Annotated in this window: 25 protein-coding genes and 4 tRNA genes; 13 read left to right on the top strand and 16 right to left on the bottom strand. The window is 49.7% G+C overall.

Annotated elements, in window-relative coordinates; translation table 11 throughout:
* The first annotated feature begins 1,168 nt into the window (after positions 1 to 1,168).
* The 3 genes from VGA08_02670 to VGA08_02660 all read left to right on the top strand — a co-directional run bounded on the left by VGA08_02670 (position 1,169) and on the right by VGA08_02660 (position 4,425).
* Complete coding sequence (locus VGA08_02670) at positions 1,169 to 1,438, top strand: co-chaperone GroES (GenBank protein HEX9679498.1); 270 nt, start codon at positions 1,169 to 1,171, stop codon at positions 1,436 to 1,438.
* A 105-nt stretch (positions 1,439 to 1,543) separates the two neighbouring features.
* A complete protein-coding gene (gene groL / locus VGA08_02665; GenBank protein ID HEX9679497.1) occupies positions 1,544 to 3,184 on the top strand; it encodes a chaperonin GroEL in 1,641 nt (546 codons plus the stop codon).
* Between the two features lie 101 nt (positions 3,185 to 3,285).
* Positions 3,286 to 4,425, top strand: a complete 1,140-nt coding sequence (locus VGA08_02660) for a hypothetical protein (protein HEX9679496.1) — start codon at positions 3,286 to 3,288, stop codon at positions 4,423 to 4,425.
* Between the two features lie 194 nt (positions 4,426 to 4,619).
* Here VGA08_02660 and VGA08_02655 read toward each other — a convergent pair whose 3' ends face one another.
* Positions 4,620 to 5,198: a hypothetical protein gene (locus VGA08_02655; protein HEX9679495.1), complete on the bottom strand. Its 579-nt coding sequence runs from the start codon at positions 5,196 to 5,198 to the stop codon at positions 4,620 to 4,622.
* Between the two features lie 93 nt (positions 5,199 to 5,291).
* Here VGA08_02655 and VGA08_02650 point away from each other — a divergent pair, with 93 nt between their 5' ends.
* Positions 5,292 to 6,329 carry a bifunctional phosphoglucose/phosphomannose isomerase gene (locus VGA08_02650; protein HEX9679494.1) on the top strand — a complete coding sequence of 346 codons (1,038 nt, stop codon included), beginning with the start codon at positions 5,292 to 5,294 and terminating at the stop codon, positions 6,327 to 6,329.
* A 328-nt stretch (positions 6,330 to 6,657) separates the two neighbouring features.
* Entirely contained in the window at positions 6,658 to 6,903 is a 246-nt protein-coding gene (locus tag VGA08_02645) for a hypothetical protein (GenBank protein ID HEX9679493.1), read from the top strand.
* A 435-nt stretch (positions 6,904 to 7,338) separates the two neighbouring features.
* Here VGA08_02645 and VGA08_02640 read toward each other — a convergent pair whose 3' ends face one another.
* From VGA08_02640 to VGA08_02630, 3 genes are all read right to left on the bottom strand, one after another.
* Complete coding sequence (locus VGA08_02640; protein HEX9679492.1) at positions 7,339 to 7,962, bottom strand: sortase; 624 nt, start codon at positions 7,960 to 7,962, stop codon at positions 7,339 to 7,341.
* A gap of 377 nt (positions 7,963 to 8,339) precedes the next feature.
* Positions 8,340 to 9,557: an ABC transporter permease gene (locus VGA08_02635; protein ID HEX9679491.1), complete on the bottom strand. Its 1,218-nt coding sequence runs from the start codon at positions 9,555 to 9,557 to the stop codon at positions 8,340 to 8,342.
* A gap of 8 nt (positions 9,558 to 9,565) precedes the next feature.
* Entirely contained in the window at positions 9,566 to 10,303 is a 738-nt protein-coding gene (locus VGA08_02630) for an ABC transporter ATP-binding protein (GenBank protein ID HEX9679490.1), read from the bottom strand.
* 40 nt (positions 10,304 to 10,343) lie between these two features.
* Between VGA08_02630 and VGA08_02625 the strand changes: the two genes are divergently transcribed.
* Entirely contained in the window at positions 10,344 to 10,580 is a 237-nt protein-coding gene (locus VGA08_02625; GenBank protein ID HEX9679489.1) for a hypothetical protein, read from the top strand.
* 296 nt (positions 10,581 to 10,876) lie between these two features.
* Here VGA08_02625 and VGA08_02620 read toward each other — a convergent pair whose 3' ends face one another.
* Complete coding sequence (locus VGA08_02620; protein HEX9679488.1) at positions 10,877 to 11,986, bottom strand: inositol-3-phosphate synthase; 1,110 nt, start codon at positions 11,984 to 11,986, stop codon at positions 10,877 to 10,879.
* 151 nt (positions 11,987 to 12,137) lie between these two features.
* Here VGA08_02620 and VGA08_02615 point away from each other — a divergent pair, with 151 nt between their 5' ends.
* Positions 12,138 to 13,067 (top strand): LysR family transcriptional regulator, encoded by a 930-nt coding sequence (locus VGA08_02615; protein ID HEX9679487.1) that lies wholly within the window; start codon positions 12,138 to 12,140, stop codon positions 13,065 to 13,067.
* Positions 13,068 to 13,133: 66 nt separating this feature from the next.
* A complete protein-coding gene (locus tag VGA08_02610) occupies positions 13,134 to 13,691 on the top strand; it encodes an NAD(P)H-dependent oxidoreductase (GenBank protein HEX9679486.1) in 558 nt (185 codons plus the stop codon).
* Positions 13,692 to 13,969: 278 nt separating this feature from the next.
* Here VGA08_02610 and VGA08_02605 read toward each other — a convergent pair.
* Positions 13,970 to 14,059: transfer RNA gene (locus VGA08_02605), tRNA-Ser, on the bottom strand.
* Between the two features lie 51 nt (positions 14,060 to 14,110).
* Here VGA08_02605 and VGA08_02600 point away from each other — a divergent pair.
* Positions 14,111 to 14,896, top strand: coding sequence for a DUF5996 family protein (locus VGA08_02600; GenBank protein HEX9679485.1), 786 nt, complete (start codon positions 14,111 to 14,113; stop codon positions 14,894 to 14,896).
* Positions 14,896 to 15,396, top strand: a complete 501-nt coding sequence (locus VGA08_02595; GenBank protein ID HEX9679484.1) for a dihydrofolate reductase — start codon at positions 14,896 to 14,898, stop codon at positions 15,394 to 15,396. Before VGA08_02600 ends, VGA08_02595 begins: the two co-directional genes overlap by 1 nt.
* A gap of 20 nt (positions 15,397 to 15,416) precedes the next feature.
* On the opposite strand, the gene VGA08_02590 is transcribed toward VGA08_02595, so the two are convergent.
* From VGA08_02590 to VGA08_02570, 5 genes are all read right to left on the bottom strand, one after another.
* Positions 15,417 to 15,493: transfer RNA gene (locus VGA08_02590), tRNA-Arg, on the bottom strand.
* 212 nt (positions 15,494 to 15,705) lie between these two features.
* Positions 15,706 to 16,323 (bottom strand): hypothetical protein, encoded by a 618-nt coding sequence (locus VGA08_02585; protein ID HEX9679483.1) that lies wholly within the window; start codon positions 16,321 to 16,323, stop codon positions 15,706 to 15,708.
* A gap of 403 nt (positions 16,324 to 16,726) precedes the next feature.
* Positions 16,727 to 16,819, bottom strand: a tRNA-Ser gene (locus VGA08_02580).
* A gap of 415 nt (positions 16,820 to 17,234) precedes the next feature.
* Positions 17,235 to 17,322, bottom strand: a tRNA-Ser gene (locus tag VGA08_02575).
* A 39-nt stretch (positions 17,323 to 17,361) separates the two neighbouring features.
* Positions 17,362 to 17,829, bottom strand: coding sequence for a phosphoribosyltransferase family protein (locus tag VGA08_02570; protein ID HEX9679482.1), 468 nt, complete (start codon positions 17,827 to 17,829; stop codon positions 17,362 to 17,364).
* Positions 17,830 to 18,143: 314 nt separating this feature from the next.
* Between VGA08_02570 and VGA08_02565 the strand changes: the two genes are divergently transcribed.
* Complete coding sequence (locus VGA08_02565; protein HEX9679481.1) at positions 18,144 to 18,611, top strand: Hsp20/alpha crystallin family protein; 468 nt, start codon at positions 18,144 to 18,146, stop codon at positions 18,609 to 18,611.
* A gap of 68 nt (positions 18,612 to 18,679) precedes the next feature.
* On the opposite strand, the gene VGA08_02560 is transcribed toward VGA08_02565, so the two are convergent.
* Genes VGA08_02560 through VGA08_02540 form a run of 5 tightly spaced genes read right to left on the bottom strand, consistent with a single transcriptional unit; the run spans position 18,680 to position 20,813 of the window.
* The gene (locus VGA08_02560) at positions 18,680 to 19,048 is read right to left on the bottom strand and encodes a pilin (protein ID HEX9679480.1); all 369 of its coding nucleotides are present in this window, start codon (positions 19,046 to 19,048) and stop codon (positions 18,680 to 18,682) included.
* Positions 19,049 to 19,104: 56 nt separating this feature from the next.
* On the bottom strand, positions 19,105 to 19,548 hold the full coding sequence (locus tag VGA08_02555; GenBank protein ID HEX9679479.1) for a hypothetical protein: 444 nt from the start codon (positions 19,546 to 19,548) through the stop codon (positions 19,105 to 19,107).
* Positions 19,549 to 19,550: 2 nt separating this feature from the next.
* On the bottom strand, positions 19,551 to 20,075 hold the full coding sequence (locus VGA08_02550) for a hypothetical protein (protein HEX9679478.1): 525 nt from the start codon (positions 20,073 to 20,075) through the stop codon (positions 19,551 to 19,553).
* Positions 20,072 to 20,428 (bottom strand): hypothetical protein, encoded by a 357-nt coding sequence (locus VGA08_02545; protein HEX9679477.1) that lies wholly within the window; start codon positions 20,426 to 20,428, stop codon positions 20,072 to 20,074. Before VGA08_02545 ends, VGA08_02550 begins: the two co-directional genes overlap by 4 nt.
* Position 20,429: 1 nt before the next feature.
* Positions 20,430 to 20,813, bottom strand: a complete 384-nt coding sequence (locus VGA08_02540; GenBank protein HEX9679476.1) for a hypothetical protein — start codon at positions 20,811 to 20,813, stop codon at positions 20,430 to 20,432.
* A 148-nt stretch (positions 20,814 to 20,961) separates the two neighbouring features.
* Here VGA08_02540 and VGA08_02535 point away from each other — a divergent pair, with 148 nt between their 5' ends.
* Together VGA08_02535 and VGA08_02530 are read left to right on the top strand one after the other, a co-directional pair.
* The gene (locus VGA08_02535; GenBank protein HEX9679475.1) at positions 20,962 to 21,906 is read left to right on the top strand and encodes a hypothetical protein; all 945 of its coding nucleotides are present in this window, start codon (positions 20,962 to 20,964) and stop codon (positions 21,904 to 21,906) included.
* Positions 21,907 to 21,961: 55 nt separating this feature from the next.
* Complete coding sequence (locus tag VGA08_02530; GenBank protein HEX9679474.1) at positions 21,962 to 24,448, top strand: hypothetical protein; 2,487 nt, start codon at positions 21,962 to 21,964, stop codon at positions 24,446 to 24,448.
* Positions 24,449 to 24,485: the final 37 nt, after the last annotated feature.

Below are 24,485 nucleotides of genomic sequence, written 5' to 3'. Positions count from 1 at the left end.
CCTGAAGCTTGGTTGAAGACCTCTTCGTCGAACCACGTCTCGAACACGCCGAGGATGGTCTTGCCCCCGATCTCGAGACGAGTTAGGTCACCCCCACATGCTGGACGATACGTCCCCGAGAGAAGTGAGCCGTCGAGCATGATCTGGACCGAACCGGACGATGTTCCGATCCGATTTCGGACGTTCAGAACCATTTTTAGGTTCCCCTTCCTTGCACTGGCTGAACCGGCCAGGGTGTCGCTACCCTGGGCGGTTTGATCTCACCTCAGACGCCGCGTGGCAAGGACTGCCTGCATCGTCTGGCGGCGAGTGCTCCGTGGCTTATCACGTCTTGACGTACGTCGAAAGACGCGGGCGTCACGAGGCCGAATTCTGTCTGCCAAAGGATATTCCTCCCACGTAGGCGGACAAATTGCTTGCTTACCTCCAGTCTCTAAAAGTGCCTTCGAAAGCACCAAAAATGGCCGATTTTGTTGCGCACCGACCAGGCGCCTTCGATATGGCATTAAAGATAACCACTAAGTGCTGCCTCTGTCAAGCTTAGAAAAGAAAGAAGCTCAGGTTTTTATCGATAATTTGCGGCGGTGGCGGGTGAGGCCAAAACTATCGGTAACCTGAGCTTAATAGAGAGGATTATTGGTAATAATCCCGGGTTTAATCCGGAACGCGCGGTTGAGGAAATCTCTTGCAGGCAGCTTGAGCTGTCCCGCCAGGAACGGAGACCTCAACTCAACCGGCGCGTCCGGATCTCGATCAGCGAGTCTCCGCCAGCGCGGGAGAGCCTCGCCGGTCGATACCTTCATCGCTCTCTCTGCGACAGAGATTGCCTATGCTAGAGTCGTGGGAGGAGACTCCGGCTTGCGGCGGAACGACGAAGGCGGGGCTGATATTCTAAATAAAGTGCGACGAAGTGGTTTAACGGCTCTTCGTTTCCGGGGTAGATATACTAGCAAAATATGGGGTCAGAGTCAACTACGCATAGTCCTTATGCTTGCTGGCTTAACCGCCGGGTATCGCGGCCCTAGACTACACTAGATTACCGACCGAAACCTTGACAGACCGGCCGGTGGTTTGTACTATCTTTAACTGAAATTAGCACTCACATTAACCAAGTGCTAAAATATTTTTAGAAGAACACGAGTTTAACTTTAGGAGGAGAAGATAAGTTATGAGCGCCAAAATTACCCCCCTGGCTGAGTGGGTCGTAGCCGAGCCGGTCGAACGGGAGGCCAAAACGGCTTCTGGACTCTACCTGCCGGACAACGCCAAAGAAAAGCCCGTTATGGCCAAAGTCATTTCTGTCGGCAAAGACGTTAAAAGCGTCAAATCCGGCGACAAAATTTTATACAAAGAGTATTCGACCACGGAAGTGAAACTGGATGGCAGCGAATATATCCTGGTCAAAGAAGAAGATATTTTAGCAACGGTAGGTAAATAATGGAGTCCGTTGCTGGTTTGCCTAAGTTTGAAAATTTTTTGGATAAAGAAACGGGGGAAGTCGAAACGCTTTCTAAAAGAGAATTAGCTGAAAGGAGAAGACTAAATGGCTAAAAAAATATTTTATGACGATGACGCCCGCCGCCGAGTGCTGGCCGGCGCCCAAATGCTGCACGACGCCGTCAAAGTAACCTTGGGGCCCAAGGGCCGAAACGTGGTTTTAAGTAAGAGTTACGGCGGGCCGACTGTCACCCATGACGGCGTGACGGTAGCCAAGGGCATCGAACTGCCGGATGAAGACGACGAACTGCTCGGCTCAAGTGTTGGAGCAGAGCTTATTAAGCAGGCCGCTAACAAAATGAACGACGTGGCTGGTGACGGAACCACAACCGTTACGGTTTTAACTTTTCATATCTTAAACGAAGCCAATAAATTGATCGCCGCCGGCCACAATCCGATGGAACTCAGAAAGGGTGTCGAAGAAGCCGCCGCCGAAGTCATTAAAAAGCTGGCCGGTATGAGCGAGAACATCGGCAGCGATAAGTCCCGCGTCGCTGAAGTCGCTACTATCTCCGCCGGCGATAATGCGATTGGCAACCTTATCGCCGACGTTATCGATAAGGTCGGCAAAGACGGCGTCGTAACGGTCGAGGAAGGCCAGGGTCTGCAAATGGAATCTGAGGTCGTCGAGGGCTTTACAATGGATCGCGGTTTCGTATCGCCCTACATGGTGACCGACCCGGCCCGGATGGAAGCCGTTTACGAAAAGCCCCTGATATTGATCACCGACAAAAAAATCTCCAGCGTCCAGGAATTTCTGCCAGTCTTAGAGAAAGCCGCCCAGGCGGGCAAAAAAGACCTCGTCATCATCGCCGAGGATATCGAGGGCGAGGCCATGGGCACACTAATTCTAAACAAACTAAAAGGCACATTTAATACCGTCGGAGTCAAGGCTCCGGCATTTGGCGATCGGCGCAAAGACATCTTGCAGGATATCGCTATTTTGACCGGCGCCACCGTCATCACCGAAGACCAGGGCTATAGCTTTGAGAACACCGATCTAGCTATGCTCGGTACGGCTAGAAAAGTCATCGTTACCAAAGACGACACCACCATTATTGAAGGTAATGGTTCGCCAACTGAAGTCGACGCCAGAATCAAACAAATAACCGCCCAAGCCGCGGCCGCCACCAGCGAGTATGACAAAGAAAATCTGGAAAAACGCCGGGCGGCCTTGAGCGGCAAAGTCGCCGTCATTAAAGTTGGCGGAGCGACAGAGACCGAAATCGAAGAGAAGAAATTCCGCGTCGACGACGCCGTAGCGGCCGTCAAAGCCGCCTTAGATGAAGGCATAGTAGCCGGCGGGGCAGTGACGCTGGTCGATTTGAGCAAGCTGATAGACGCCAGCGGCAACGATTCTCACGCCGCGGGCGCGACCGTGTTGAAAAACTCTTTGGTCCAACCATTTAGGCAACTCATGTCCAATGCCGGCATTAACGCCGATGAAAAACTGCCGGAAGTCTTAAAAAGCAAAAAGACCGGCTGGGGATTTAACGTCAATAGTCCGAGCAAGCTAATCGATATGAAAACCGACGGCGTGGTTGATCCGACCACCGTGGTCAAAGAAGCCGTTCAAAACGCCGCGTCAATCGCCGCCACCGCTATGACTATGGGCGCATTAGTCGTCGATATTCCCGAGAAGAATACCCCAGCCCCGGCCAGCGGCGGCATGGGAATGGACTACTAGACTTAAAGAAGGTGTCCAAATACCAGTTTTAAGCGCAAGCTGGCAACGATCTCGTTGCCATAGGGCTTGATTTATTAGCTATAATATGTTAATATTTAACAATGCTTAGCCCTGTTGCTTCATTTGAAAATTACCCTCTTACTAGCGAGCCCATAGCTATCGAACGCGATAGTTTTGACAATGGCCTCAACATTTTAAAAAATGCCGCCGCTGTTCATCAGGACGCCTATACCAAGACAAATGAACTACTCGATGAAGTATTGCTCGGCGGGGTCGTAACCGACGCCACAAAAACCGGCATAGAACAGTATCTAAAATCCCAGACCGATTTAGCCGCGCTGGAGTCAATTCCAGTCACCGCTAAAGACGAGAGTCTAGCGGTTAGAAACGAATATTTATCACGCTCGCCCAGGCAGCTTCAGGATTTGATCGAAATGGCGTGGCAGGCCAAGCAAGAAGCCACTATAGAAATGACCAGCGTCAATCTGAACCAAGATAAAAACCGACGGATATCCAGACACTTGATCAATCAGGCGCTATTTCAGCAGACGTTGGAAGAATACAAAGATAAATACCGCCTAAACACCAAAGACATAAGTATTATCGAACACTTAAGAGACCTAGCCGACGATGATCTGGAACACGCCTGGTACTCATTGAGTCCCGCTGTGTCCCTTCAACGGGCAGTCGAAGACAAACGGCAAATGGTTCCTAAAAAAGCCCCCCACCCGGATAACGGTATCCGCCCAGCCGCTGGTCAGAAACCGGCCGCCCAAACCCCTGAAACTGTCGATCAAAACGCCGTCTTACTTAGTGTCGTCAACGAGGCCCGGGTAAAAGCCCAGCGGATACTCTTCGGTCTGAATAAAAAACTCGAGCTAGACGATATACGCGACCTGATCGGACGGTACAAGCGGATGGATGAGCCCAGGGCTAACTGGATCGTTGACGGCCTGGCAGAAGATATTCAACGCTCAGCCAGCGACGCCCAGGATGCCCAGTCAATAATTAATCAGCGAGTAGAATTAAAGGTCGGGCAGTTAATTTATGGCAATCGCAAGAGCTTTTTAATCCCGTGGCGAATATTTTCCGTAAAGCTCGATATTCCAGAACTTCAGTTGCTGGAGACACTAGATGATGCAAACGTTAAACCGACCAACAATCAGCTAGCAGAATTAGGAAAATTTGCCCGAATTACCTTTAACAAACTAGATCAGCGTAAGCACAAACACCGAGTTTAGACTGGCAAGTAAAAGTGTCTAACAGATTAGAGATTGAGATTGAATTGTACTAATTACAATAAAGTTGGTTATTGGCTTTGAACAAATAAAATGTACGTTACAATAAATACTACAAACAAAAATGCGTTTGACCCGCCCGCCTAAAAGGCGGGCGGGAATTTATTTTACCGGCACCCTTTAAAGCGTTCAAGGCTTTAATTCTGGTCGGTTGAGTTCTGGTTCTGCGCCCGAGTTAGGTAATTGACCTCGTTAACTACGTCGAGCAGGGCTTCTGCCCGCTTTTTGTCGTCTTTTATCGCTTGGGCGGCGTCATAAGCCGGCTTAATCAAAGACGGATCGTCCGATGCTCTGAGCATCATCAGCAAGGTGTCGAATCGGTCTTCCGGTGACTGGTCAAGATGCTTAACTAACGGCCCTAATTGCTGCAGGGCTTCTTGTTTAATGTCATACAGCTCGCTGAAATTGCCGCTGCCGCGATTGTCGATATCATCGGTGTTACCAGCAGGGGGGTTGTCCGGCTCGACGGCCGGAGTTGGCTGCACCGGAGGTTGAGCGGGCGGCGGCGGTAGGGCTGGCTCGGGCGAGTCCGAAGACGCCGGGCCAGATGATTCCGTTTGTATTTGCAAATTATTGCGCTGCGGTTTTATTACCGTCGGCGAAGCGACTGATCCGCTCATTGGCGGCTCGTCTTTCATGGCTGAGGTAATAGCGCTCGCCACATCGTCGCTGATTAAATCTTCCTGCTGGATATTTGTACCGGTATCTTCTTCCACTCCACCCTCTGTTTGTTTAAATTAGTTGCTTTTATGCTAGCACAACCAGGGGTTTAGTTCGATAGCGCTTAAGCTATACTTAGTAGCAAAGGGATGACCATGCTCGACGATCTAAAATATATCCATAACCGCGACAAGTCCGACGCACTAGGCGAAGCCGAGAAATCACCGGCTCAGCTGCGTCATGAATTTAAGGTCGAGCTTAAAACCTTAAATAAGATTGACAATATCGTGGTCGCCGGCATGGGCGGTTCGGCCTTAGCGGCCAGCCTGTTTCTAAACTGGACAAGCCCGGATAGGCCATTCATTATCAACCGCCAATATGATATTCCCGGATTTGTCGGTTCTAAGACCTTGTTTGTGGCTTCCAGCTACTCAGGTAACACCGCTGAAACAGTCGCCGCCTTGAATCTGGCAGCTGAGCGCCGGGCCCAGATTGTGGTCATGGCCTCGGGTGGAAAGTTAGCGGCCATTGCGGCTGATAGAAGTTACCCAATTTATGTATTGCCAGGCGGCTTGCAGCCCAGAATGGCCGTCAACTATAACCTACGGGCACTGGGTGAGATGATTGAATCTCTGGGTCTTATGAGCGATATCGTCGACCAGCTGGAAACCGCTTCGATTTATCTTGAACAAGCCGTCCTAAGCTGGCGGCCGGACGTCGCCACCGCTGGTAACCTGGCCAAAGAGCTAGCCGAGGAGATTTCCGGCAAAAGCGCCGTTATTTACGCCGGTCCCAGGCTGAGCGCGACGGCCTATAAATGGAAGATCAGCTTTAACGAGACGGCAAAAAACCTGGCTTTTTATAACCAATGGCCAGAGTTTAACCACAATGAGATTATGGGCTGGACCTCGCATCCGGTGGAGAAACCCTTCCAACCGATTGAGCTGCGCTCCAGTTTTGACGACGAGCGCATAGCCGAACGATTCGTCGTCAGCAACCGGCTATTGTCCGGTCGTATGCCCCACCCTCTAGAAATTCAGGCCGAGGGCAACAATCTTATCGAGCAAATGCTCTGGACGGTACTGCTAGGAGATTTTGTCTCAATTTATTTAGCCTTGCTTAATAACGTCGACCCCACGCCAGTCGATTTGATTGAGAAGCTGAAAGAAGAGTTGAAGAAAAATTAGCCCTTCCAGACCGGAAGTGTCGCTGCCAGCGATGAGGGCTTTGCCACTTTTAACGTAAAAGTGGCGTAAAAACTTGGGACGGCATCGCCACGGTGATTGAATCAGACCAGGTTCAAAGCTGAACTGCGAAACTCCTCGGGTTTTTATCTAAACTTGTGCCACTGGCATTCCAAACAGAAAAACCCTCGTCAAACATTCTCGTTCCTAGACGCTTTTCACCTGGTTTGATCCATCAGTGGCTGCTGATGTCCCCAGAAATTACGGCTCAGACAGTGGTTGAGCGACGTTGTTCGGTATAATGAAGCCAAGAGCAAATACAGAAGGGCTTATGGAAGGCATGCAGTCGGGTAGCGAAAACGAAGTTTGGTTTGAGATTGATGAACGGCACATAGAACGCCCCCGGCCTGAAGTTGAAGGCCCCAACCCGATTCCTACAAATGGAGATATCGAAACCAACACCGAGCCCTATGCTGCTGGCTGGCCAACTAATCGGAAAAACGCTTGGTCAGCTAAACTAGCAGCTGAAAACCTGGCAAAGCGCAGAGAAGCTAGGCAATCCTCACTGGCGGAGTAAAAAGATTATATAATTTAGTTATATAGTTTTTTACTTGTCTGAGTTTAATTTTGGTTTTTGGCATAGACAACTAGGCGTTTCATTTGCTGGGCCTTTGGCGAGTTCCTGAGAGTGAGTGTCAAGTCAACAGCTATCAGGCGAGGACTGTTTGAGCGAACGATTAGTGAGCGAGTTCCGCAAGCTGTTGTTGACCTTGACGATGAACGCCTCAAGAACAAGCCTGGCCCGAAGAGTTTTTGCCTACTTTTTGTGATTCAAAAAGTCGGTCGCCAAGCGCCGCGACCGGCGCATTTTTGTGGTGGAGGCGACCTTAGCCGGACATGCAGGACTAAAACTGATCAGTGAAATTAGTTTGATATTCGTTTTTCGTCCACCAAATAAACCCAACGGCGATAGTCAATAAGACGACAAGAATAATGGTCCGGGTACGCTCGTTCATGGCTTTGGCTCCAGAATATCAGTATTTACCAAATGGCCTTTTATGACCAGCCGATTGGTAGCGGTCCAGATTGGCGTACAGGTGTAGAGGGTAGCTATTGGATCCGCCGTATCAGCCTCAATCTCAATTGCCGAAGCCGGTACGACGGATTTATCGAATACCTCGTAGATGTATTCTTGCCGGTTCCACCAAATCGCAAACCGCTCGCCGACGTCAATCTTGTCGAGATTATAAAATGCCGCCTCGCTGGAATAGCTGAATCGATGGCCGATAATGACTGTGTTGCCGCCCTTGTCCGGCGTGCTGGTTTTGGGCCGCCGCCAGCTGCCACCGACGCCGAGCACGCTGATATCCGCGCCCTCGACTACCGGCACATCAAGCGCGATAGACGGCACGAGCAATGTATTCTCCTCTGGCGGATCCGATAACTTGCTGCTATCGACCTGGCCACTGGCTAAGTCGCCCCGGTAAACATAGCCGTTAGTGTCATCGAGTAATTGGGTTATCCAAAGTTTGATACCGGGCAGCCAAGGCAAAATCGTAATATAAAGCCCCAAGGCAATCACCACACCTGACAGCCAATTATTCACCTGCCGATGAGTCGGTTTTGTAAGTGTCATGCTGCTAGTATAAATCCTATGTCGGCTCAGATAGTAGTTGAGCCGACTATTTAGAGAAATTCATCAATGAAATTGGAATTTATTTCCATTTCATTGATACGTCTTCAGAGGGGAATCATGAGCTAAGCGAGTCTAAGGGGGAGATGTTCTACCTCCTACGGCACCAGCGTTTAGTTCGATTCGTCGACAAATGGATTAGCCTTGCTCTAACAGCCAGCCGGACCGTCGCCCGCTAAACGGCGCGAACAGTTTCAAGAAAATAATTGAAAAACTTCGAATTCATTTCGAGTTTTTCAATACTGGTTGAGGGGGAGAATCGTAAGCCGAAGGCGAACCTAAGGAGAGGGTGTCCCCCTCCTTAAAGCCACGACTTAGTCTTAGTCGTGGCGCAATGATTCAATCGGATCTTTCCTGGCCGCCTTGGCCGCGGGCACAATACCAAACACTATGCCAAACAGCGCCGCCGCGGCCGCGGCAATGGCGATGCTAGACAGCGTAATCGAGGGCTCGAATTCCGTCGTCAGTTCCACGATTAGGCCAATTAGGGCGGACAAGCCGACGCCGATGGCGGCGCCGATGACAGTAATGACGATGGCTTCGATTAAAAACTGGGATAGGATTTGGCCGTTAGTGGCGCCAATAGCTTTTCTGATACCGATCTCCCGCGTTCTTTCGGAAACCGTGACGAACATGATATTCATAATGCCGATGCCGCCAACCAGCACTGAAATCGACGCGATCGCCGTCACGGCCGTCGTCAACAGATTAAGAATTGTGTCGACGGTGTCTAAAAACTCTTCCGGTTTACTGATGGAAAAGTCATCGCTGCCGCGGGTTTTGAGCAACGATTGGCTGATGTCACCTATGGTCTCATCGATCCGTTCGACATTTTCAACCTTGATATCAAATTCAATGAACTGGGCCACGCCCTGGTTAAAAGCTTTGCCGGCGCCAATTGGGATGTAGGCATAGCGGTTGAAATCGGAGCCAAAGCCACCGCTTAAAACCGACTGGTACTCCGCCAGTACGCCGATTACCGTAAACTCCCGGTTTTTAATCTCAACTTTTCGGCCTAAGGCCGAACTTTCTCCGAACAACTGTTGCTTAAGCGTGCTGCCCAAGACCACCACAAAATCATTCTCGATCTTATCATCCAAAAAAGTCCCATCGGCTACCTCCTGGCCCAAAACTTCCAGTATGGCTGGCTCGGTCGACATCACGAACAAGCCTTTTTGCTCGTTATCGCCGACCACCACTTCGTTGGCGGCCAGCATAAAGCCGGTGGCGATGCGAACATTGTCTAGCTTCTTAATCGCGCCGAGGTCTTTTTCGGTAAAGGGCGGGGCGGTGAAGGTAGCTAGAAAATCAAAGCTTTCGATCTTGCCTTCCTCGTCACGGACAATTGACTCGCCGGGGTTGGCTTGTAAAAAGTCGTTGCCAAATGATCGAACTTCGTCTGTCACTTGCTTTTTTAGCCCTTGGCCAAATGACACGAAAGTTACAACCGACATGACCCCGATAATAATGCCAAGCATGGTTAGAAAGGTTCTGAGCTTGGAACCGCGCAAGGCGTTTATGGCCATTTTAAGGTTCATAACAAACATCAGGTTTTGGCCTTTCTGCTAGTCTTTTTGGCGGGTTTTTTTCTGGGTTTGGCCGCCGCCGGAGCGTGCCTGGCCTTTATCTGTCCGTCCACCACGTGTATGGTGCGCTGGGCATACTTCGCTAGATCCGGGTCGTGCGTCACCATAATGACGGTGTTGCCCTGTTCGTTAAGGTCTTTTAAGGTGTCTAAGATACTGAGACCGGTTTTGGTATCGAGGTTGCCGGTCGGCTCGTCCGCCAGAATGATTGCCGGGTTGTTGACTAGTGCCCGGGCAATGGCCACCCGCTGGATTTGGCCGCCCGATAATTGATTAGGGAGGTAGTACTCACGCTCGCCCAAGCCGAGCCGCCGCAGGATGGTCGAAGCCCGTTCCAGCCGCTCCACATGGCCCACTCCGCGGTACATCAAGGGCAGGGCGACGTTATCAATTACTGTCATCCGGCTTAGCAAATTAAAGGACTGGAAGATAAAGCCGATTTGCTCCCGCCTGACTCTGGCTCGGGCGTTGTTGCCTAAATTGGCTACCGGACGCTCGTTTAGCATATAAGAACCATGGGTCGGGGTATCTAATAGTCCGATTAGATTAAGCAACGTCGATTTGCCCGAACCGCTGGGACCCATGATGGCCACAAATTCGCCCTTATCGACGCTCATCTCAATATCGTCCAAAGCAATAGTAGTAGCATCGCCCAAACCATAAATCTTACTGATTCCGGACATCGAAATAACTGACATTATTTCTATTTTACCACTGTTTGGTTGATATAATTCGGGTATGAAACAAGTGTTTATCAACATCGTGGGTTATCCCGCCAGCAAAAAATCAACCCTGAGCAAACAAATCGCCACCAAGTGGCCACAGTTGAACGTAATCGACGGGGGTCAGATCCGTAAACTCTTAAATCAAAAAAGTACTACAAGCGGCCAGCGGCGATGCAGGGGCGGGGTGTCAATGACTCATTTAGGCGGGTTGTGGACTTGTGGCGAGTCGAACTATTCAAGGAACTGCTGAGCCGGGGCCAAAGTGCTATCGTTGAAGGCGGCATCAACCCTATCAAGCCGTGCCAAATACGGCAATCTCATAAAAACTCAATCTCCCTTGGTTCCAATCATAATGATTCACTGCCAAGTTGATGAACCGCAGCTGATTAAACGCTTGAGCGAGAAGCAACCACCCTAAGTAGATTGGTACCAATCTTACGCTAAAACTGCCATAAAACCGCCGCTTAGAACTGAGTATGATCAGCTAATTATCTACCGACAGGATAATCTCCCAGACGTATTGGAACAGCTAGACAAATTAATGTCCTAGACCGCTGTTCTGGCCTTCGATTTTTGGCCGTATTTAACAATATATTCTTCGACCAGCTCCCGCGCTCGGCGGTCTTCAATCTGGACAGGCGGATGTTTTTGGAAAAACGCCGCCGGTTCGACGATTGCCCCTTTAAGCCCATGATCAAGCGCCAGTTTTAGGCATCGGACCGAATCGATGGCTACGCCGGCCGAGTTGGGCGAATCTTCAACGCTCAAACGCACTTCCATATCCATCGGCACGTCGCCAAAATGCTTGCTTTCAATCCGAAGAAAGCAAATTTTGTTGTCTTTTTGCCAGGGCACGTAATCGCTGGGGCCAACATGAATATCGTCCGGGTCGATACGCTGACCCCGCGCTTCGATCATAGATGTCACGGCCTCGGTTTTTGACGTCTTTTTTGACACCAACCGATCGCGCTCCAACATATTGAGAAAATCGGTATTCCCGCCAGTGTTGAGCTGGTAAGTCCGCTCGATCTTCATGCCGCGGTCTAAAAACAAATTAACCAGCGTGCGGTGGGTGATGGTCGCTCCTACCTGGGCTTTGATGTCGTCGCCGATGACAGGCAGATCGGCATCGGCAAATTTCCTGGCCCACTTCTTGTCCGATGCGATGAAAACCGGAATACAGTTGACGAAACCGCAGCCAGCGTCAATCGCCGCCTGGGCGTAAAATTCGGTGGCTTCCTGGCTGCCGACCGGTAGATAATTGATAACCACCTCGGCGCCAGCGGCTTTTAACTCTTTGACAACGTCGACTGGTTTTTTATTGGGTACCGGCACTAACTCGGCGGTATATTTATTGACCCCATCGAGTATCGGCCCCATCTGAACCTTAACACCGGTTTTAGGCGCCTTAGCAAACACCGTGGTGTTGTTCGGTTCGGCATAAATGGCGTCGGCCACGTCTTTGCCGACTTTATTGGCATTAACGTCAAAGGCCGCCACGATTTCGATATCCTTTATATGATAGCCGCCGAAATTAACGTGCATCACTCCCGGCACGAACGAATCGTCCTGGGCGTTTTTATAATATTCAATACCTTGGAGCAGGGAGCTAAAACAGTTACCGACTCCTACCACCGCGAGTTTTATCTTACCCATATATTCCTATCATTTTTCTAGGCCAGCCCGGGTACTCCCCTTAAGCTCAAGCCATTAATAAACCTTGCCACGTTAATTTAGCGAAAAATCTATCATAAATCTAATATATAAAGTATATATATTTATAGATTTTATTTATAATTAGGTATAAATGGATCACGAATTTAAGAAATTCCTGGCCGTCGCTGAAGCCGGCAGTTTTACCCAGGCTGCTGAGCACTTGCGTGTTTCTCAACCGGCGCTATCGGTAGCCATAAAGAATCTGGAACAACGGCTCGGCGCAAAGCTCCTGATCAGAGACCAGCAAAACTTTGGTCTGACCCAGGCCGGTAAAATCGTCTACGATAGCGCTGCTCGGTTGCGCCTGGAACTAGACGCTATGCGCCAGATTCTAAGCCAGTCGAGCGGGCGTACCGCCGAACGATTTAGAATCGGCACGATTGATAATGTCGGCCAACTACTGTTTAAAAGCGGTGTGGACGATACGGCCGAGAAGCTGGAAGTCGCCGTGTCCGACTCCCGACGACTGTTGGAGGATTTGCTGTTAGATCGTCTGGACATGGCATTTATAACATCGCCCCGGCCTCGGCCCAGCTCGCGGTTGGTTTTGGACGAAGTCGGAGTGGAGCCAATGGTGCTAGTAGCCAGCCTGTCGCTTAAAACCAATCTTAATCGGCAGCTGGCGCTGGGACGACTGGGACAGTTTCTAAGTTATAACGAGGAATCGAACACCCATCATTTAATTGATCGACAGCTTCGGCGGCTTGGTCTGGAGTATGCCCCCCAAGTCAGTTCTAGCGATCCCTATCTATTAAAAAGTCTGGCTCTGGCCGGACGGGGGGCGTCAGTTTTGCCATTTCAGCTAGTCGCGGCCGAGCTCAAACGGGGCCAGTTAGTATTGGCAAAAACCATTATCGGCCGGCCGGTTTATTCTGCCTATCAATCCGGCAAATACTTGCCGCCCAGCGTCGTCAAGCTGATCGCTAACATCGGTGATCACTTAAGCAGAAACTACACCGCCGCTTGCCGCCAGGCCGGAGTTGAGGCCAAAAGTCGTCAGGGTGTTTTGCCCAGGCCTTAAGCCTAGCTTGAAATAATCGGCATTTACTATTAATATTTAAGTAACTACTTAAACATTTGGAGGGCTATGGCTTATCGCATCGGCGTCTTAACTAGCACGACCCGCCGCGAGCGGGCGGGTGAGAAAATCGCTAAATGGTTTATCGAACAAGCTAATAAAATCGAAAGTGAATTGACGTTTGAGCTAGTCGATATCATAGATTTACCACTGTTAGATGAAGCTAATCTGCCGAGCCAGAGAAAATATGAAGACGAGTCGAGCAAGAATTGGTCTAAGGTTGTCAGCGGCTTCGATGGCTTTGTCATCGTATTGGCGGAATATAATCACACACCGCCCGCGCCGATCAAAAACGCTTTGGATACCCTGTTCCATGAATGGAGCCGCAAAGTCGTTGGTTTTGTCGGTTACGGCAGCTACGGCGCCGAAAGTTCGATCATGGGGCTGAGACCGCTGATTAGTTATCTCAACATGATGCCAATCAGAGAGAGCGTGCGCATCACAAAGGCCCACGAAGCCCTCGATCAAAACGGCCAGCCCAAAACTGACTACGTCTTGGGTGACATCAACAAATTCGTAGGTGAACTCGGCTGGTGGGCTAAAGCCCTAACCGACGCTCGGTCTTAATGTGATCTGATCGCGCGCTTGTCCTTTTAGCCAGCCATAGAAATGGTAAAGTACCGATTTGGAACACGCCGCTGACAAGGTAGGACGCTGGATAGCCGTAAATATCGGCGATTTTCGGCATTCATTTTACGAATAATACTACCCGGGGCGTCGAAAAATAACTATCAGAACCGGCGAAATACACTGGTATATAACCTTTTTTGGTTTGGGTGGCCCGAAGCGCACACAGCGCTTACAGCTATGAGTGGCCGAGGGCCGCACGAAGCTTTAGCGAAGTGTGGCGGAGAGGGAGGGATTCGAACCCTCGAGACGATTGCTCGTCTACACGCTTTCCAAGCGTGCCAGATCGGCCGCTCCTGCACCTCTCCGTCTTGGAAGATTATAACCCTTAATTTTTGGCTTACCGTATACTTTAAATCATGCCATTAGAGGTTAATGACGCTTGGTTTAAGACCCGAGATGCCCTCCATACGGGTTTGCGAGCTGTCGGTTGGGTGAAACGATTAGTCGCTCGGCCCATCCCGAATTATCTGCATTATGCCATCGTCCCGACCGAGTATGGCGCCAGCAGCGGGGATCTGCCATTTGGCGGTGAGTTGGTTGTAGACTATCCCGCATTATCCGTCAGCTACGCCAAGCCGGGCGGCGGGGCTTTTGACATCGCTCTGAGCGGCGCCAGCGAGCAGACGATTTTGCGGAACTTACTGGAGATGCTTGCCTCGCAGCACGATCAAATTAGCGCTGCTAATCTGCCGGAGAGTATCAGCGACGGCCGGCTCATAGCGGACGAAGCCAGCGCTGTCGCCTATCTGAAGATTCAAACCAAGATGAACCGGGTTTTAAACCAGGCTAGAAACAAACTGGCTGGTACCAAAACCCCGGTTGTGTTGTGGCCACATGGTTTTGATCTGTCATTTTTATACTTCCTAAAAGGCCAGTCAGAAGATCACGACCCTCACATGAACTTTGGATTTTCGCCCGGCCAACTCAAAGACCAGCCGTATCTGTACCACTATGCCTGGCCGGTCAGGGAGGAGTTGTTCGGGCTGGAGCCACCTAGCGGCGGCCAATGGCAAAGCCAGTGGAGCGTGCCCGGTATCAAATTTGAACTTGAACATATTCGATCAATGCCACTGGATGAAACTGTCGATTTGCTGATCAATCTGTCCGATACGGCCAAACCATACATTAAGGAGCGGGGTTGATGCTAAGTTTAGTAGCCGCCATGGCCAAGAACCGGGCTATCGGCTTAGGCGCTACTTTGCCGTGGGGTAAGACCATGAAGCATGACATCGAACATTATTTGAATATCATTAAAGGTAAAAGTGTCATTTTGGGACGCAAGACCTATGAACACAGCGATCATGCTAGAGATATAATTAAGCGCTTTATCGTTTTGAGCCGAGATGATTTGACTCTGCCGGTAGACACCCAGGTGGCCCATAGCCCGGAAGAAGCAGCCCGCTTGGCCAACCAGCTGGGTGAACCCGAGGTAGTCGTGACCGGCGGCGGTAAGGTCTATAAACTGATGCTGCCCTACGTTGACAAGATGTATCTAACGATCATCGATGAGGGATTTGTGGCGGATACATTTTTCCCGGCCTATAACGAGTCTGAATGGCAAATTATCGAGGATAGAAGCTATAAAAAAGACGAAAAAAATAAATATGATTATCGGTTTTTAACCTTGATCAGAAAAAAATAATAACCCGGGCGTAAGTCGAATGGCGTCCTCAGGAGGACTCGAACCTCCAACCTCCGGCTCCGCAAGCCGACGCTCTATCCAATTGAGCTATGAGGACTCGTTTAAGGAAAGTGGCTCCTATAAGCCTGGGTGCTTCTATCCGACTAAAGAACTAGGACATCATCACTGGCGTCATTCAGATCCATCCGGCGGGGCCAAATAGACCCGCTCGGACGGCTGAATGTTTCCTATAAAGGAAAGTGCTTTCTGCTTTTTAGCAAGCAGAACAGGGGTCACTATAGCACAGCCGGCCTCATACCCCTATAGGGGCTAAAACCTGATGATCCGCATCAGGCGGTCGACTAAATCGGGGCCATGGTCTTCGTGGGGCAACATTGATTCCAGGATGCTACCAATGCTGCCAGCGTCTTGGGGTGAAAAATAGATTGTAACCGGAATCATGAAACGCTTAATTGGCTGGAAAGTGATACTGAGTAACGCCCCTTCCTGCATTACGCTGTAAGACCGAAAGTCGTCCAGCGCAAAATCACGGTCGCCGATGCTGAGCCCGTTTTGGCTCAATGAATATCGTCTGACCTCCGGACGCCGGGCGCCAAATACGGCCAGGGCCACGGCCATTAAAATCAATACGATGACGGAAAATATATCTTTAATTAACAGATAAAGCGCCGCCGAAACAACCAACGTACCACCGGCCAAGATGAGAAACCAACTGCTGCTCTTCTGGTGGTGGATGTACTCTGAAGCCTCCCAGGTTACGACTTTGTCCTCGGCCGCGTCCGGCGCGATTTGTACTACGCCGCCAGACTTGTCTAAGTTACTTTGCTGGGTCTCGCCCACCGGGGCGTTGGCATGGGATTCAGAATGCGCGTAGAAGTCGTCTGATCCATCGGACTCTGGTTGAAAGTTATCGTTACCACCCGCCATAACCATAAGTTTAGCAGAAATATCGTGGCGTAAGAGGGAGGGATGGCGTTTTTATTAGGTTAGGTGTTTGTTTCTAAAGGCCTGTCCAGAACCGGATTTCAAATATTTTTCAAATCTCCTGGCTTCTATTCTCGTGGGGAAGGCACAATACCATATCAACTTCACCGGTAACAGGTTCTTAGTGGCTATGCTTTTTCCTGATTCATGTTCTTTGATCCTCTTTTTCAAATCAGGAGTTGAACCGGAGTAAACATTCCCATTCCTTAGTCGCAATAAGTAAACGTAGTACACTGTCCTCCTTCACTAAGGTTACGGACGACACACTTGCTAAAACTTGGCTGGAAGCGCACACAACGCTTACAGCTGTGAGTGGCCGAGGGCCACACGAAGCTTAAGCGAAGTGTGGCGGAGAGGGGGAGATTCGAACTCCCGCAGGGAATTGCTTCCCTCTAACGATTTAGCAAACCGTCCCCTTCAGCCTCTTGGGTACCTCTCCGTACAATCTTTGAGACCGTCATTAGTGGTCTCAAAGATTGTACGGCATGATGAGAATGCTCCCAAGAGCTGGAGGGGTTTACCCCTGAAGCCCGTAAAAGTCCAGTGGACTTTTACGTTTTCCTTTGAAAATGTTTGCTTCGTAAACAATTATGAACTTGGACCTATCCTTAGTCGAAAATGGCTATAGTGGCAGCCACTTTGCTTAAGGGCAAAGCTTGAAAAGCCACCCCGCAATTCCTCCTCTTAAAAATTGTAAGCAGCCAAGGCTTGGTTTCCAATTTTGTTTTCCTAAATTCATCAAACCAAGCAAAGCTGTTTGATGAATTTTAAGGAGCAGCAGTGGAAAACTAGCTAGCTTTCAGAAACAATCTTCAGTGATTCTGAAAGCGTACAGTTTGGAGCTTGCTGGGACGTGGCGGAAGGGGTGGGATTCGAACCCACGGTGAGTTTCCCCACGCCGGTTTTCAAGACCGGTACCTTCAACCGCTCGGTCACCCTTCCACGACACCGGCATTATACACCAGACATAAGAGGTGACTCTTAGCTTTTTTGCGCGATGACGATGGCCGAAACGGATTTAGCGCCAGATTCTTTTAACGCCTTGGCGCAAGCCGTTAGGGTCGCGCCGGTCGTAACTACGTCATCAACCAGCAATATCTGCCGGTCCTTTATATACTCCGAGCGGACGGCGCGGAAAGCTTGCTCCAACTGAACCAACCGGCTAGCCCGTTTCGTACCGACCTGTTTTAACTGGTCACTTCGCCTTAATAGCGGCACGTACCGGTAACCGGTTATAAGCGCCAAGTTCTTGGCTAGCCGACCAGCATGATCATAGCCTCGTTGTCTAACGTGCGAAGTCGTCGTGGCTACTGAAGTTAGCAGCGGAGCTTGCTTAAAGTATGGTAAGCGCCCCTTCATTAACCAAGCCAGCGGACGGGCCAAACCTCGCTTGTGCTCAAACTTATGCCGCTTGATGGCTGACTTTATAGCTCCCTCGTATTCGCTCACAACCCAGACTTTGCTCAACGGAGCGTAGCGGCGACAATTTGAACACGTTTTTGAATCAGGCGACAGCCTTTGACACCTAAAGCAACGATCTGGCAATTTAACAACAGATGAATCCGCGCAAATATCGCATAGTGATGACCCTTCAACATTGCAGATTATGCAAGTCTCAGGCGCGATGACGCCAATAAATGATTCAAGCAATGACATTTATATCTCCATGAACACTTTTTACAACACAATTTGTTGCAACTGGTCTAGTGTATTAGCTATAATGGTCAGAAGTAAAGCATGAAGCAGGTTTCCCGGGAGGTATTATGGCCAGAGGCCAACAACAAGATGATGATTTATTAGGAATTGAGGACGAACTGGCCTCAGCTTTTTTAGATGAGGACACGCCAGCCGACAAGAGCGCTGACGACACCTCGTCCGATTGGTCCGAAGATTCCCAGGATACAGTGCCCGGCCAACTGGCGCTCGATGTGTTTGAGACTACCGACCGGCTGGTGGTTAAGGCTCGCGTAGCTGGTGTTAACAAAGAGGATCTGGACGTTAGTATTTCTGACAATACGCTGACGATTCGCGGCACCTTAAGTTCCGGCGACGAAACCGACGCTCAGAACTTTCATCTGCAGGAATGCTATTGGGGCGAGTTTTCCCGGACTATTACTCTGCCGGTAGCGGTCAAGGAAGAAGAAATTGACGCGGTCTTAAAAGACGGTGTGTTGACTATCGGCTTTACTAAACTCAAGCAAGATACAGTTAAGAAAATCGAGATTAAGTAGTTTAGGCTTAAGAAATATAAAAACGACCGGATTACCCGGTCGCTTTTATATTTATTTTTTACTTAAGCTCAGCCTTGTAGCTGGTTAAACACAAATTCAACGGCGACGAACGCCAGAAAAGCTACTACCACGCCAACGATCGAGTAAAGGACCGTGTTTTTAGCGTTAGCTACGGCTTGCTGATCTCCGGCCGAGACCACGTAGCGAATGCCGCCGACGATCAGCATGACAACAGCAGCCACACCGACGACAAATAGCAAAACATTAATCACGTTTTGAATGATATCTTCCAGTTCACCTTCGTTCTGACCTGGATCGGCCGCATCAATGCCAGTATCTATCTGGGCAAACACCCGCGTTCCGCCCAAAAAAGAGGCGGCGGTAGCCAGCGTCGTGGCGGCTGTTACTGTCTTCTTATTTAGAAACTTTTGATTCACCGTTAATTCTCCTTTTCATACCCTGACGGAATTGTAGCACGCTTAAGTTTAGCCTGTCACGTTAATCCACTTAATTTGGCGCCACCGCCGTTCGACCCGGTCGTACCGCCAACCTCGTCAAAAACAAACCTAACTATAACTATGGCAAGTACCGCCACGACTACCCCGACGACGGCGTAAACCATGGTGTTTCTGGCACTGGCTACCGCCTGCGGGTCACCGCCTGACAACACAAGCCTGATGGCTCCGATAATGAACGTAACTACCGCGGCGATTCCAACGATATAAAACAGAATGTTGACCACTGATCTGATGGTGTTTCTGACGTCTCGTTCTCCGCCTTGACAATCAGCCCCGGTGGCTTCGATTCCTTGGCAGGCCACGTCTGACGGATCGGATTGCTGGGCGTAGGCAGGAACCTGCATCGTAAAGACCATAACCAAGCCCAGTAGAATTATTAATACTGGAAATATCTTGATGTAGTTCAGGCTGCGTCGCACTGTCAAATCCTTCCTAATACAAAGGTTACAATAAGACGCCCGGCAATAGCTACACCTAAACCGATTAGCGCGTAGATAATTGTATCCCTAGCCCCCTGGGCCGATTGTGACTGGCCCCCGGAGGTGACAAACCTGAATGCACCAATAATAACCATGATGACGGAGGCCACGCCGACCGCGAAACTTAATTGATCAACCAACTGGGTTATCACGCCATCCCCGCCAAAAAACGGGTTGGCCTCGCCAGCGGCCCGGTTGGCCACGCCTTGGACAATGGAAGTTATCGCCAAGGCTGTAACCGAGATACCCAAGCCCACCAGCGCATAAATTAGGGTTCGTCTGGCGTTGGCTATCTGCTGCGGATCACCCGCTGAGATCGTAAATCTGATGGCGCTAATAATGACGTATACCAGCGCTAATGCCGCGGCCAGCTGGAACATAAAATTGATAGCTGTTCGGAGGCTGGCCTCATTGGCCTCGACTTTAGGAATATCCACCCCGCCCAATTGGGCGAACAACCACTTCACCCCTGAACCCCAAACTGGCTGAAGATATAGCTGACAATTCCCTTAGCCACTACCGCTACCACTAGTCCGGCGGCGGCGTAAATCAGCGTCTGCCGGGCCTGGGCTACCCGATCGGGCGCCCCTTGACTGGTAATAAAGGCGATGCCGCCGTAAATCATCCAAAAAACCGTCAAGACCCCGGCCACGAATATAAGTATCTCGATTATGGCCGCCCCGATGAGCAGAATGTCGTTAAGTTCATTGATTTGCGGCGCACTGTTGGTGCATTCTAAATACTGGTACCAGGTCGGCAGACCTAGAGAAAAACCAGCTCCCGGTCGGCAAGCCGCGGCGAACAAAATCAATAAATCCATACTAGAATATTCCTCCTGGCACAGCCCACTGCAGGATAGCGTACATAAAAATGTATAAAACTAGAGCGATTAACGCGTTTCTGATGCGGGATTTGGCCGAGCTAATCTGTTGGGGATTGCCAGCCGAAGTAATGTATTGAATTCCGCCTACAACTAATAAGCCGGTAACTGCAATAGCCACACCCAGCCCCAGGAAGTTAACAATATCCGCTAGACGCTTAAATATAGGATTACTTTCTAACGTATCGACTTCGCCGCCGATATTGTTTACGCAGTCAATGTAATCTTGGTTATTCTCTGAACCGGTCTGATCAGCACAGTGTTGTATCGTATGGTCGGCGTAAACTTCTTGGGCAGTCGTTAACAACAGAGCAATAGAGAACATTAGCACACCAATAATCAAATGGGGCCAAAGGTATGAATACTTTTTCAAACTGAGTAACATCAGAGATGATTGTACCAAACAACCTAAGCTTCGGTCAGCAATTGAATAAATCAGGTATTTCTGTTACAATAAGTTTAGCGAGCGAAGTATGGCAAGAACAATTCAACGATCAACGGACCAGTTGCCGAGGGTCACACCCGATAGACCCTCAGGCCGACCGCATAGATTTGGTGTGAAGCTAGGCGGGCTTATTTTGGCGGCCAGTAGTTTAGTTGGGGTCGGATATGCTATAGGCCAGGGCGGAGATAGCCCGGAAAGTGAACCGCCGCCGACAACAGCTGGGCCTTTGTCTAATCCAGAAGCGCCTGAAGACATACTTGCCGGAATCACAATTACAACACCTGCGGTTGAATCAGCCACTACGCCTCCCGTGGCTTCCGAGACAACCGTCGGGCAGGAGGTTGGCTTAGATTATGAACTAACCCCGGCGATTATCTCGCAGATGCTCTCAAACGAGGCACTTCTAATTTATCCTGAGGATTTGAATCCGGTCTTTGAGGAAATCATTGAAAAGCAGGCCATCGTGTCACCCTATGACGTCGCGATTAAGACAGAGGATTATCCCAACCCCGGCGACGATATTGATTTATTCTTAAGACGCGTCTCATTGAGTATGTCTCTTGCTTATACGCATTCTGCCGGCGATTTGGCCTTCTGGCATGTGCTGGTGGACGAGCCGCACGGACGGATTGACCCAAAATTAAAAGGTATGGTTGACTTCTCGCTGGCCGCCGAACGCTACCGAAACCCGACCGGTGAATTTGAAGTCCACAAGGGCTACGTTCACTTCCGGCGGTTATTGGGTGGTGATAATACCGGCTGGTCAATGCAATCAGGTGACCTAATCCTAATAGACGGTTTGCGGGTAGATGGTTTTGACGGCGAAAAGATTGATGGTGAATGGCAATTGTTGGAAAGGGAAACTACGGTTGAATCCGGGCAAATACGTCTAAGAAAAGCCCTGATAGATGCAATCAGAGACGACGGGTCGCAGGAACAAATCGAAGTTTGGCGGCTGGTTCTGTCAGATTAAACCCCTTAAGCTTAACTAGAACTTCTTAGCGTCATTGGGTTACAATGTTGGCATTGTGAAGCTTAGAAACAAAAGTATTGTTCTACTATTTTTGTTGTCGTTCGTTGGGGTCTTGTTTTTCCAGATTATCCCAACCGTGACTCCAGTCTACGCCGACCACCACATTGATGAATATTGTGAAGCCAGAGGCTCTCCGGCGGATCAGGAAGGATGCCGTCGGGACAACAGTGGGCTTACGGTTGAAGAAGCCTGTGAAATTTTTACAAATCAGAGTAGCGGGCAAGAGTTCAGCGACTGTGTTGCCACCTATGATCACGACGATACAACAAACCCCGGAGATCCGCCTGAAGACGATGCTCCGGTTGAGGCCGAGCAAACCTGCCGGAGCGAGAACGCTGGTCTAGGCTATATAATCTGCAGTGTTCTGGAGTGGATGGGTGATGTCGTCAAAAGCATAGTCAACTTTGTACTTGGCAAGCAAGGTGATGAATATGCGAACTTGCGGGTAGACGAAGTCGGTTTTGCTGATTCCGGCAATGATGACAGCACCGCTTATCGAACCTGGACAGCTTTTCGGCTGATTGCCAATTCATTTTTTGCATTGACCTTTCTCTACGCTATTTACCTAGTAGCGTTTTCTAGCGGTAACAATGCTTTTACCATCAGATCCTTGTTGCCAAGACTGGGATTGGCCGCGATATTAGTCCAGCTTTCATTCTTCTTATCCGTTTACTTTCTAGACTTTGTTAACGTTCTAGGTGCCGGTGTGGAGGGTATATTCAATTGGGTATTTAGGGGCGAGAATTTTGAAATAGCGTCAGTCTTAGTCCAAAGCGGGGATGGCGCCAGGCCTTTCTGGGAAGATGCCACTGTCGGCGGTTTTCTGGTACTGGGCGTGCCTTTAGCAGCCGGAGCGGGATTGTTTACCATGCTTGCTTCTTTAGTAGGCGTCGGTGTAATCCTTATGGTCGTATTCTTTATATTAATCATACGGAAAGTCATATTGATTATGCTAATCGTACTCTCTCCGCTGGCAGCCATAGCCTGGGTCCATCGAGAAACCGATGGGCTCGCCAAAGCTTGGTGGCAATTGTTTTCCAAGGCCGCTTTGATGTACCCGATAATAATACTTCTTCTTAAAAGTGGTGAAGTTCTAGCTCGCACTCTAAGCGAGGTTAGCACGGACGATAGTGCTGTGTCGGAAGGTACTTTTGACATAGTTGTTTATTTGGCTTATTTTGCACCGTATTTCTTAATTCCTTATACTTTCCGTCTAGCGGGGGGTGCTATCGGCCAGCTGGCCGGGGTAGCCGACCGAATGAGAGGAGGGCTGACTGGTGGATTGAAAGAGCGAGCCAAGGCTTCAGATGAAGCCAGAAAAGCATTCAGCAACAGAGGAAGGCTTCGTAAACTGGCCAATACCCCTGAGGGCGGCGTAAAAAATACGTTGAAAAGAGGATATCTAAGATCAAGAACAAATGTTTGGGGAGCCACCAAGTATGGACGTGCACTTGAAAGCGCCAAACTGTCTGGTGCCGCTAAAGAAGGCAAGGAGTTAGCTGACCAAGCAGTAGCGGAAGCGCTACCGACGGTTAGTTCTGACTTGCAAAAGCAAGTGTTAACAGCTTCTACTTATGGAAGTACGGAAAGCTGGAAACAAGCTGCTAATTCAAGATTAGCTTATGCATCATCTATAGGTGATCGCGAGGGCATAAAGAGTGCTCAAGGTGAGCTTGGGGATATTAAAAAAGTACAAGGTGATAGTCAAGCAACGGCCGCAATTAGAAGAATCGCAAGTAGCGGGGCCTTCGCTAGAATCTCTGCCTCAGAGCAGCTAGTTAGTACTTTTAGGGAAATCGGTGCGTTTGAAGACTATGCCGACCACATAAAATCAGCTGGTAGTTCCGCAGAACAGAGCGACCTGAATAGGATGGTTACACTCAACGCACCGGTTCTTGCCACTATCGGACCACAAGTATTGAAGGGCACGCTCGCCTCAATGTCAGCTATACCAGAGCAGTTGACCCAATATAAACCTGAATCTGTCCGAAATATAACCACTAAGGCTATCTATCAAGAAGCTCCTAATAAAGCAGCGTCTGGAATGCAAAAAATGGCGGCAACATATGTGGAAGCTCTCTCTAATCCGCAAGCACGAAGTAAAATGACCATCGATACAGCAGATGCGTTCTACAATCAAGTTAACAGATACATCAGCGAGTATTATGACGTGACAACTAATACGGTTAATGTTCCTGCTTCAATATCCGACCCGGCACAAAGAGCTGATTTTGAGGAAAATATAAGAGAGACTATTAACATATCTAGAGATTTTGACACCTACTATGACAATCTGACAAAAAGATATCTTGATGGTACACGCCCTCCGCCGCCACCCGCTGGTGGCGCTGCTCCACCACCTCCTCCGCCGCCACCCGCTGGTGGCGGTCCTACGATTTTCACACCTGGCTCACCCGGTTATACCCCGCCCGGTCCGGGCGATTTGCCGCCCCCACCAGGTTCTCCGCCATCATCACCGTAAGCTTGCCGGCCAGACTTGATACTTCAATCTTTATCCT

The organism is Candidatus Saccharimonadales bacterium (assembly GCA_036397795.1).
Taxonomy (GTDB): Bacteria; Patescibacteriota; Saccharimonadia; order Saccharimonadales; family DASWIF01; genus DASWIF01.
This window is presented reverse-complemented; position numbering and strand designations above follow the sequence as displayed.

Coding starts and splice junctions, on each gene's coding strand:
- VGA08_02670 (HEX9679498.1), top strand. CDS start 1,169: ATGAGCGCCAAAATTACCCCCCTGGCTGAGTGGGTCGTAGCCGAGCCG.
- groL (HEX9679497.1), top strand. CDS start 1,544: ATGGCTAAAAAAATATTTTATGACGATGACGCCCGCCGCCGAGTGCTG.
- VGA08_02660 (HEX9679496.1), top strand. CDS start 3,286: ATGCTTAGCCCTGTTGCTTCATTTGAAAATTACCCTCTTACTAGCGAG.
- VGA08_02650 (HEX9679494.1), top strand. CDS start 5,292: ATGACCATGCTCGACGATCTAAAATATATCCATAACCGCGACAAGTCC.
- VGA08_02645 (HEX9679493.1), top strand. CDS start 6,658: ATGGAAGGCATGCAGTCGGGTAGCGAAAACGAAGTTTGGTTTGAGATT.
- VGA08_02640 (HEX9679492.1), bottom strand. CDS start 7,962: ATGACACTTACAAAACCGACTCATCGGCAGGTGAATAATTGGCTGTCA.
- VGA08_02635 (HEX9679491.1), bottom strand. CDS start 9,557: ATGAACCTTAAAATGGCCATAAACGCCTTGCGCGGTTCCAAGCTCAGA.
- VGA08_02630 (HEX9679490.1), bottom strand. CDS start 10,303: ATGTCAGTTATTTCGATGTCCGGAATCAGTAAGATTTATGGTTTGGGC.
- VGA08_02625 (HEX9679489.1), top strand. CDS start 10,344: ATGAAACAAGTGTTTATCAACATCGTGGGTTATCCCGCCAGCAAAAAA.
- VGA08_02620 (HEX9679488.1), bottom strand. CDS start 11,986: ATGGGTAAGATAAAACTCGCGGTGGTAGGAGTCGGTAACTGTTTTAGC.
- VGA08_02615 (HEX9679487.1), top strand. CDS start 12,138: ATGGATCACGAATTTAAGAAATTCCTGGCCGTCGCTGAAGCCGGCAGT.
- VGA08_02610 (HEX9679486.1), top strand. CDS start 13,134: ATGGCTTATCGCATCGGCGTCTTAACTAGCACGACCCGCCGCGAGCGG.
- VGA08_02600 (HEX9679485.1), top strand. CDS start 14,111: ATGCCATTAGAGGTTAATGACGCTTGGTTTAAGACCCGAGATGCCCTC.
- VGA08_02595 (HEX9679484.1), top strand. CDS start 14,896: ATGCTAAGTTTAGTAGCCGCCATGGCCAAGAACCGGGCTATCGGCTTA.
- VGA08_02585 (HEX9679483.1), bottom strand. CDS start 16,323: ATGGCGGGTGGTAACGATAACTTTCAACCAGAGTCCGATGGATCAGAC.
- VGA08_02565 (HEX9679481.1), top strand. CDS start 18,144: ATGGCCAGAGGCCAACAACAAGATGATGATTTATTAGGAATTGAGGAC.
- VGA08_02545 (HEX9679477.1), bottom strand. CDS start 20,428: ATGGATTTATTGATTTTGTTCGCCGCGGCTTGCCGACCGGGAGCTGGT.
- VGA08_02540 (HEX9679476.1), bottom strand. CDS start 20,813: ATGTTCTCTATTGCTCTGTTGTTAACGACTGCCCAAGAAGTTTACGCC.
- VGA08_02535 (HEX9679475.1), top strand. CDS start 20,962: ATGGCAAGAACAATTCAACGATCAACGGACCAGTTGCCGAGGGTCACA.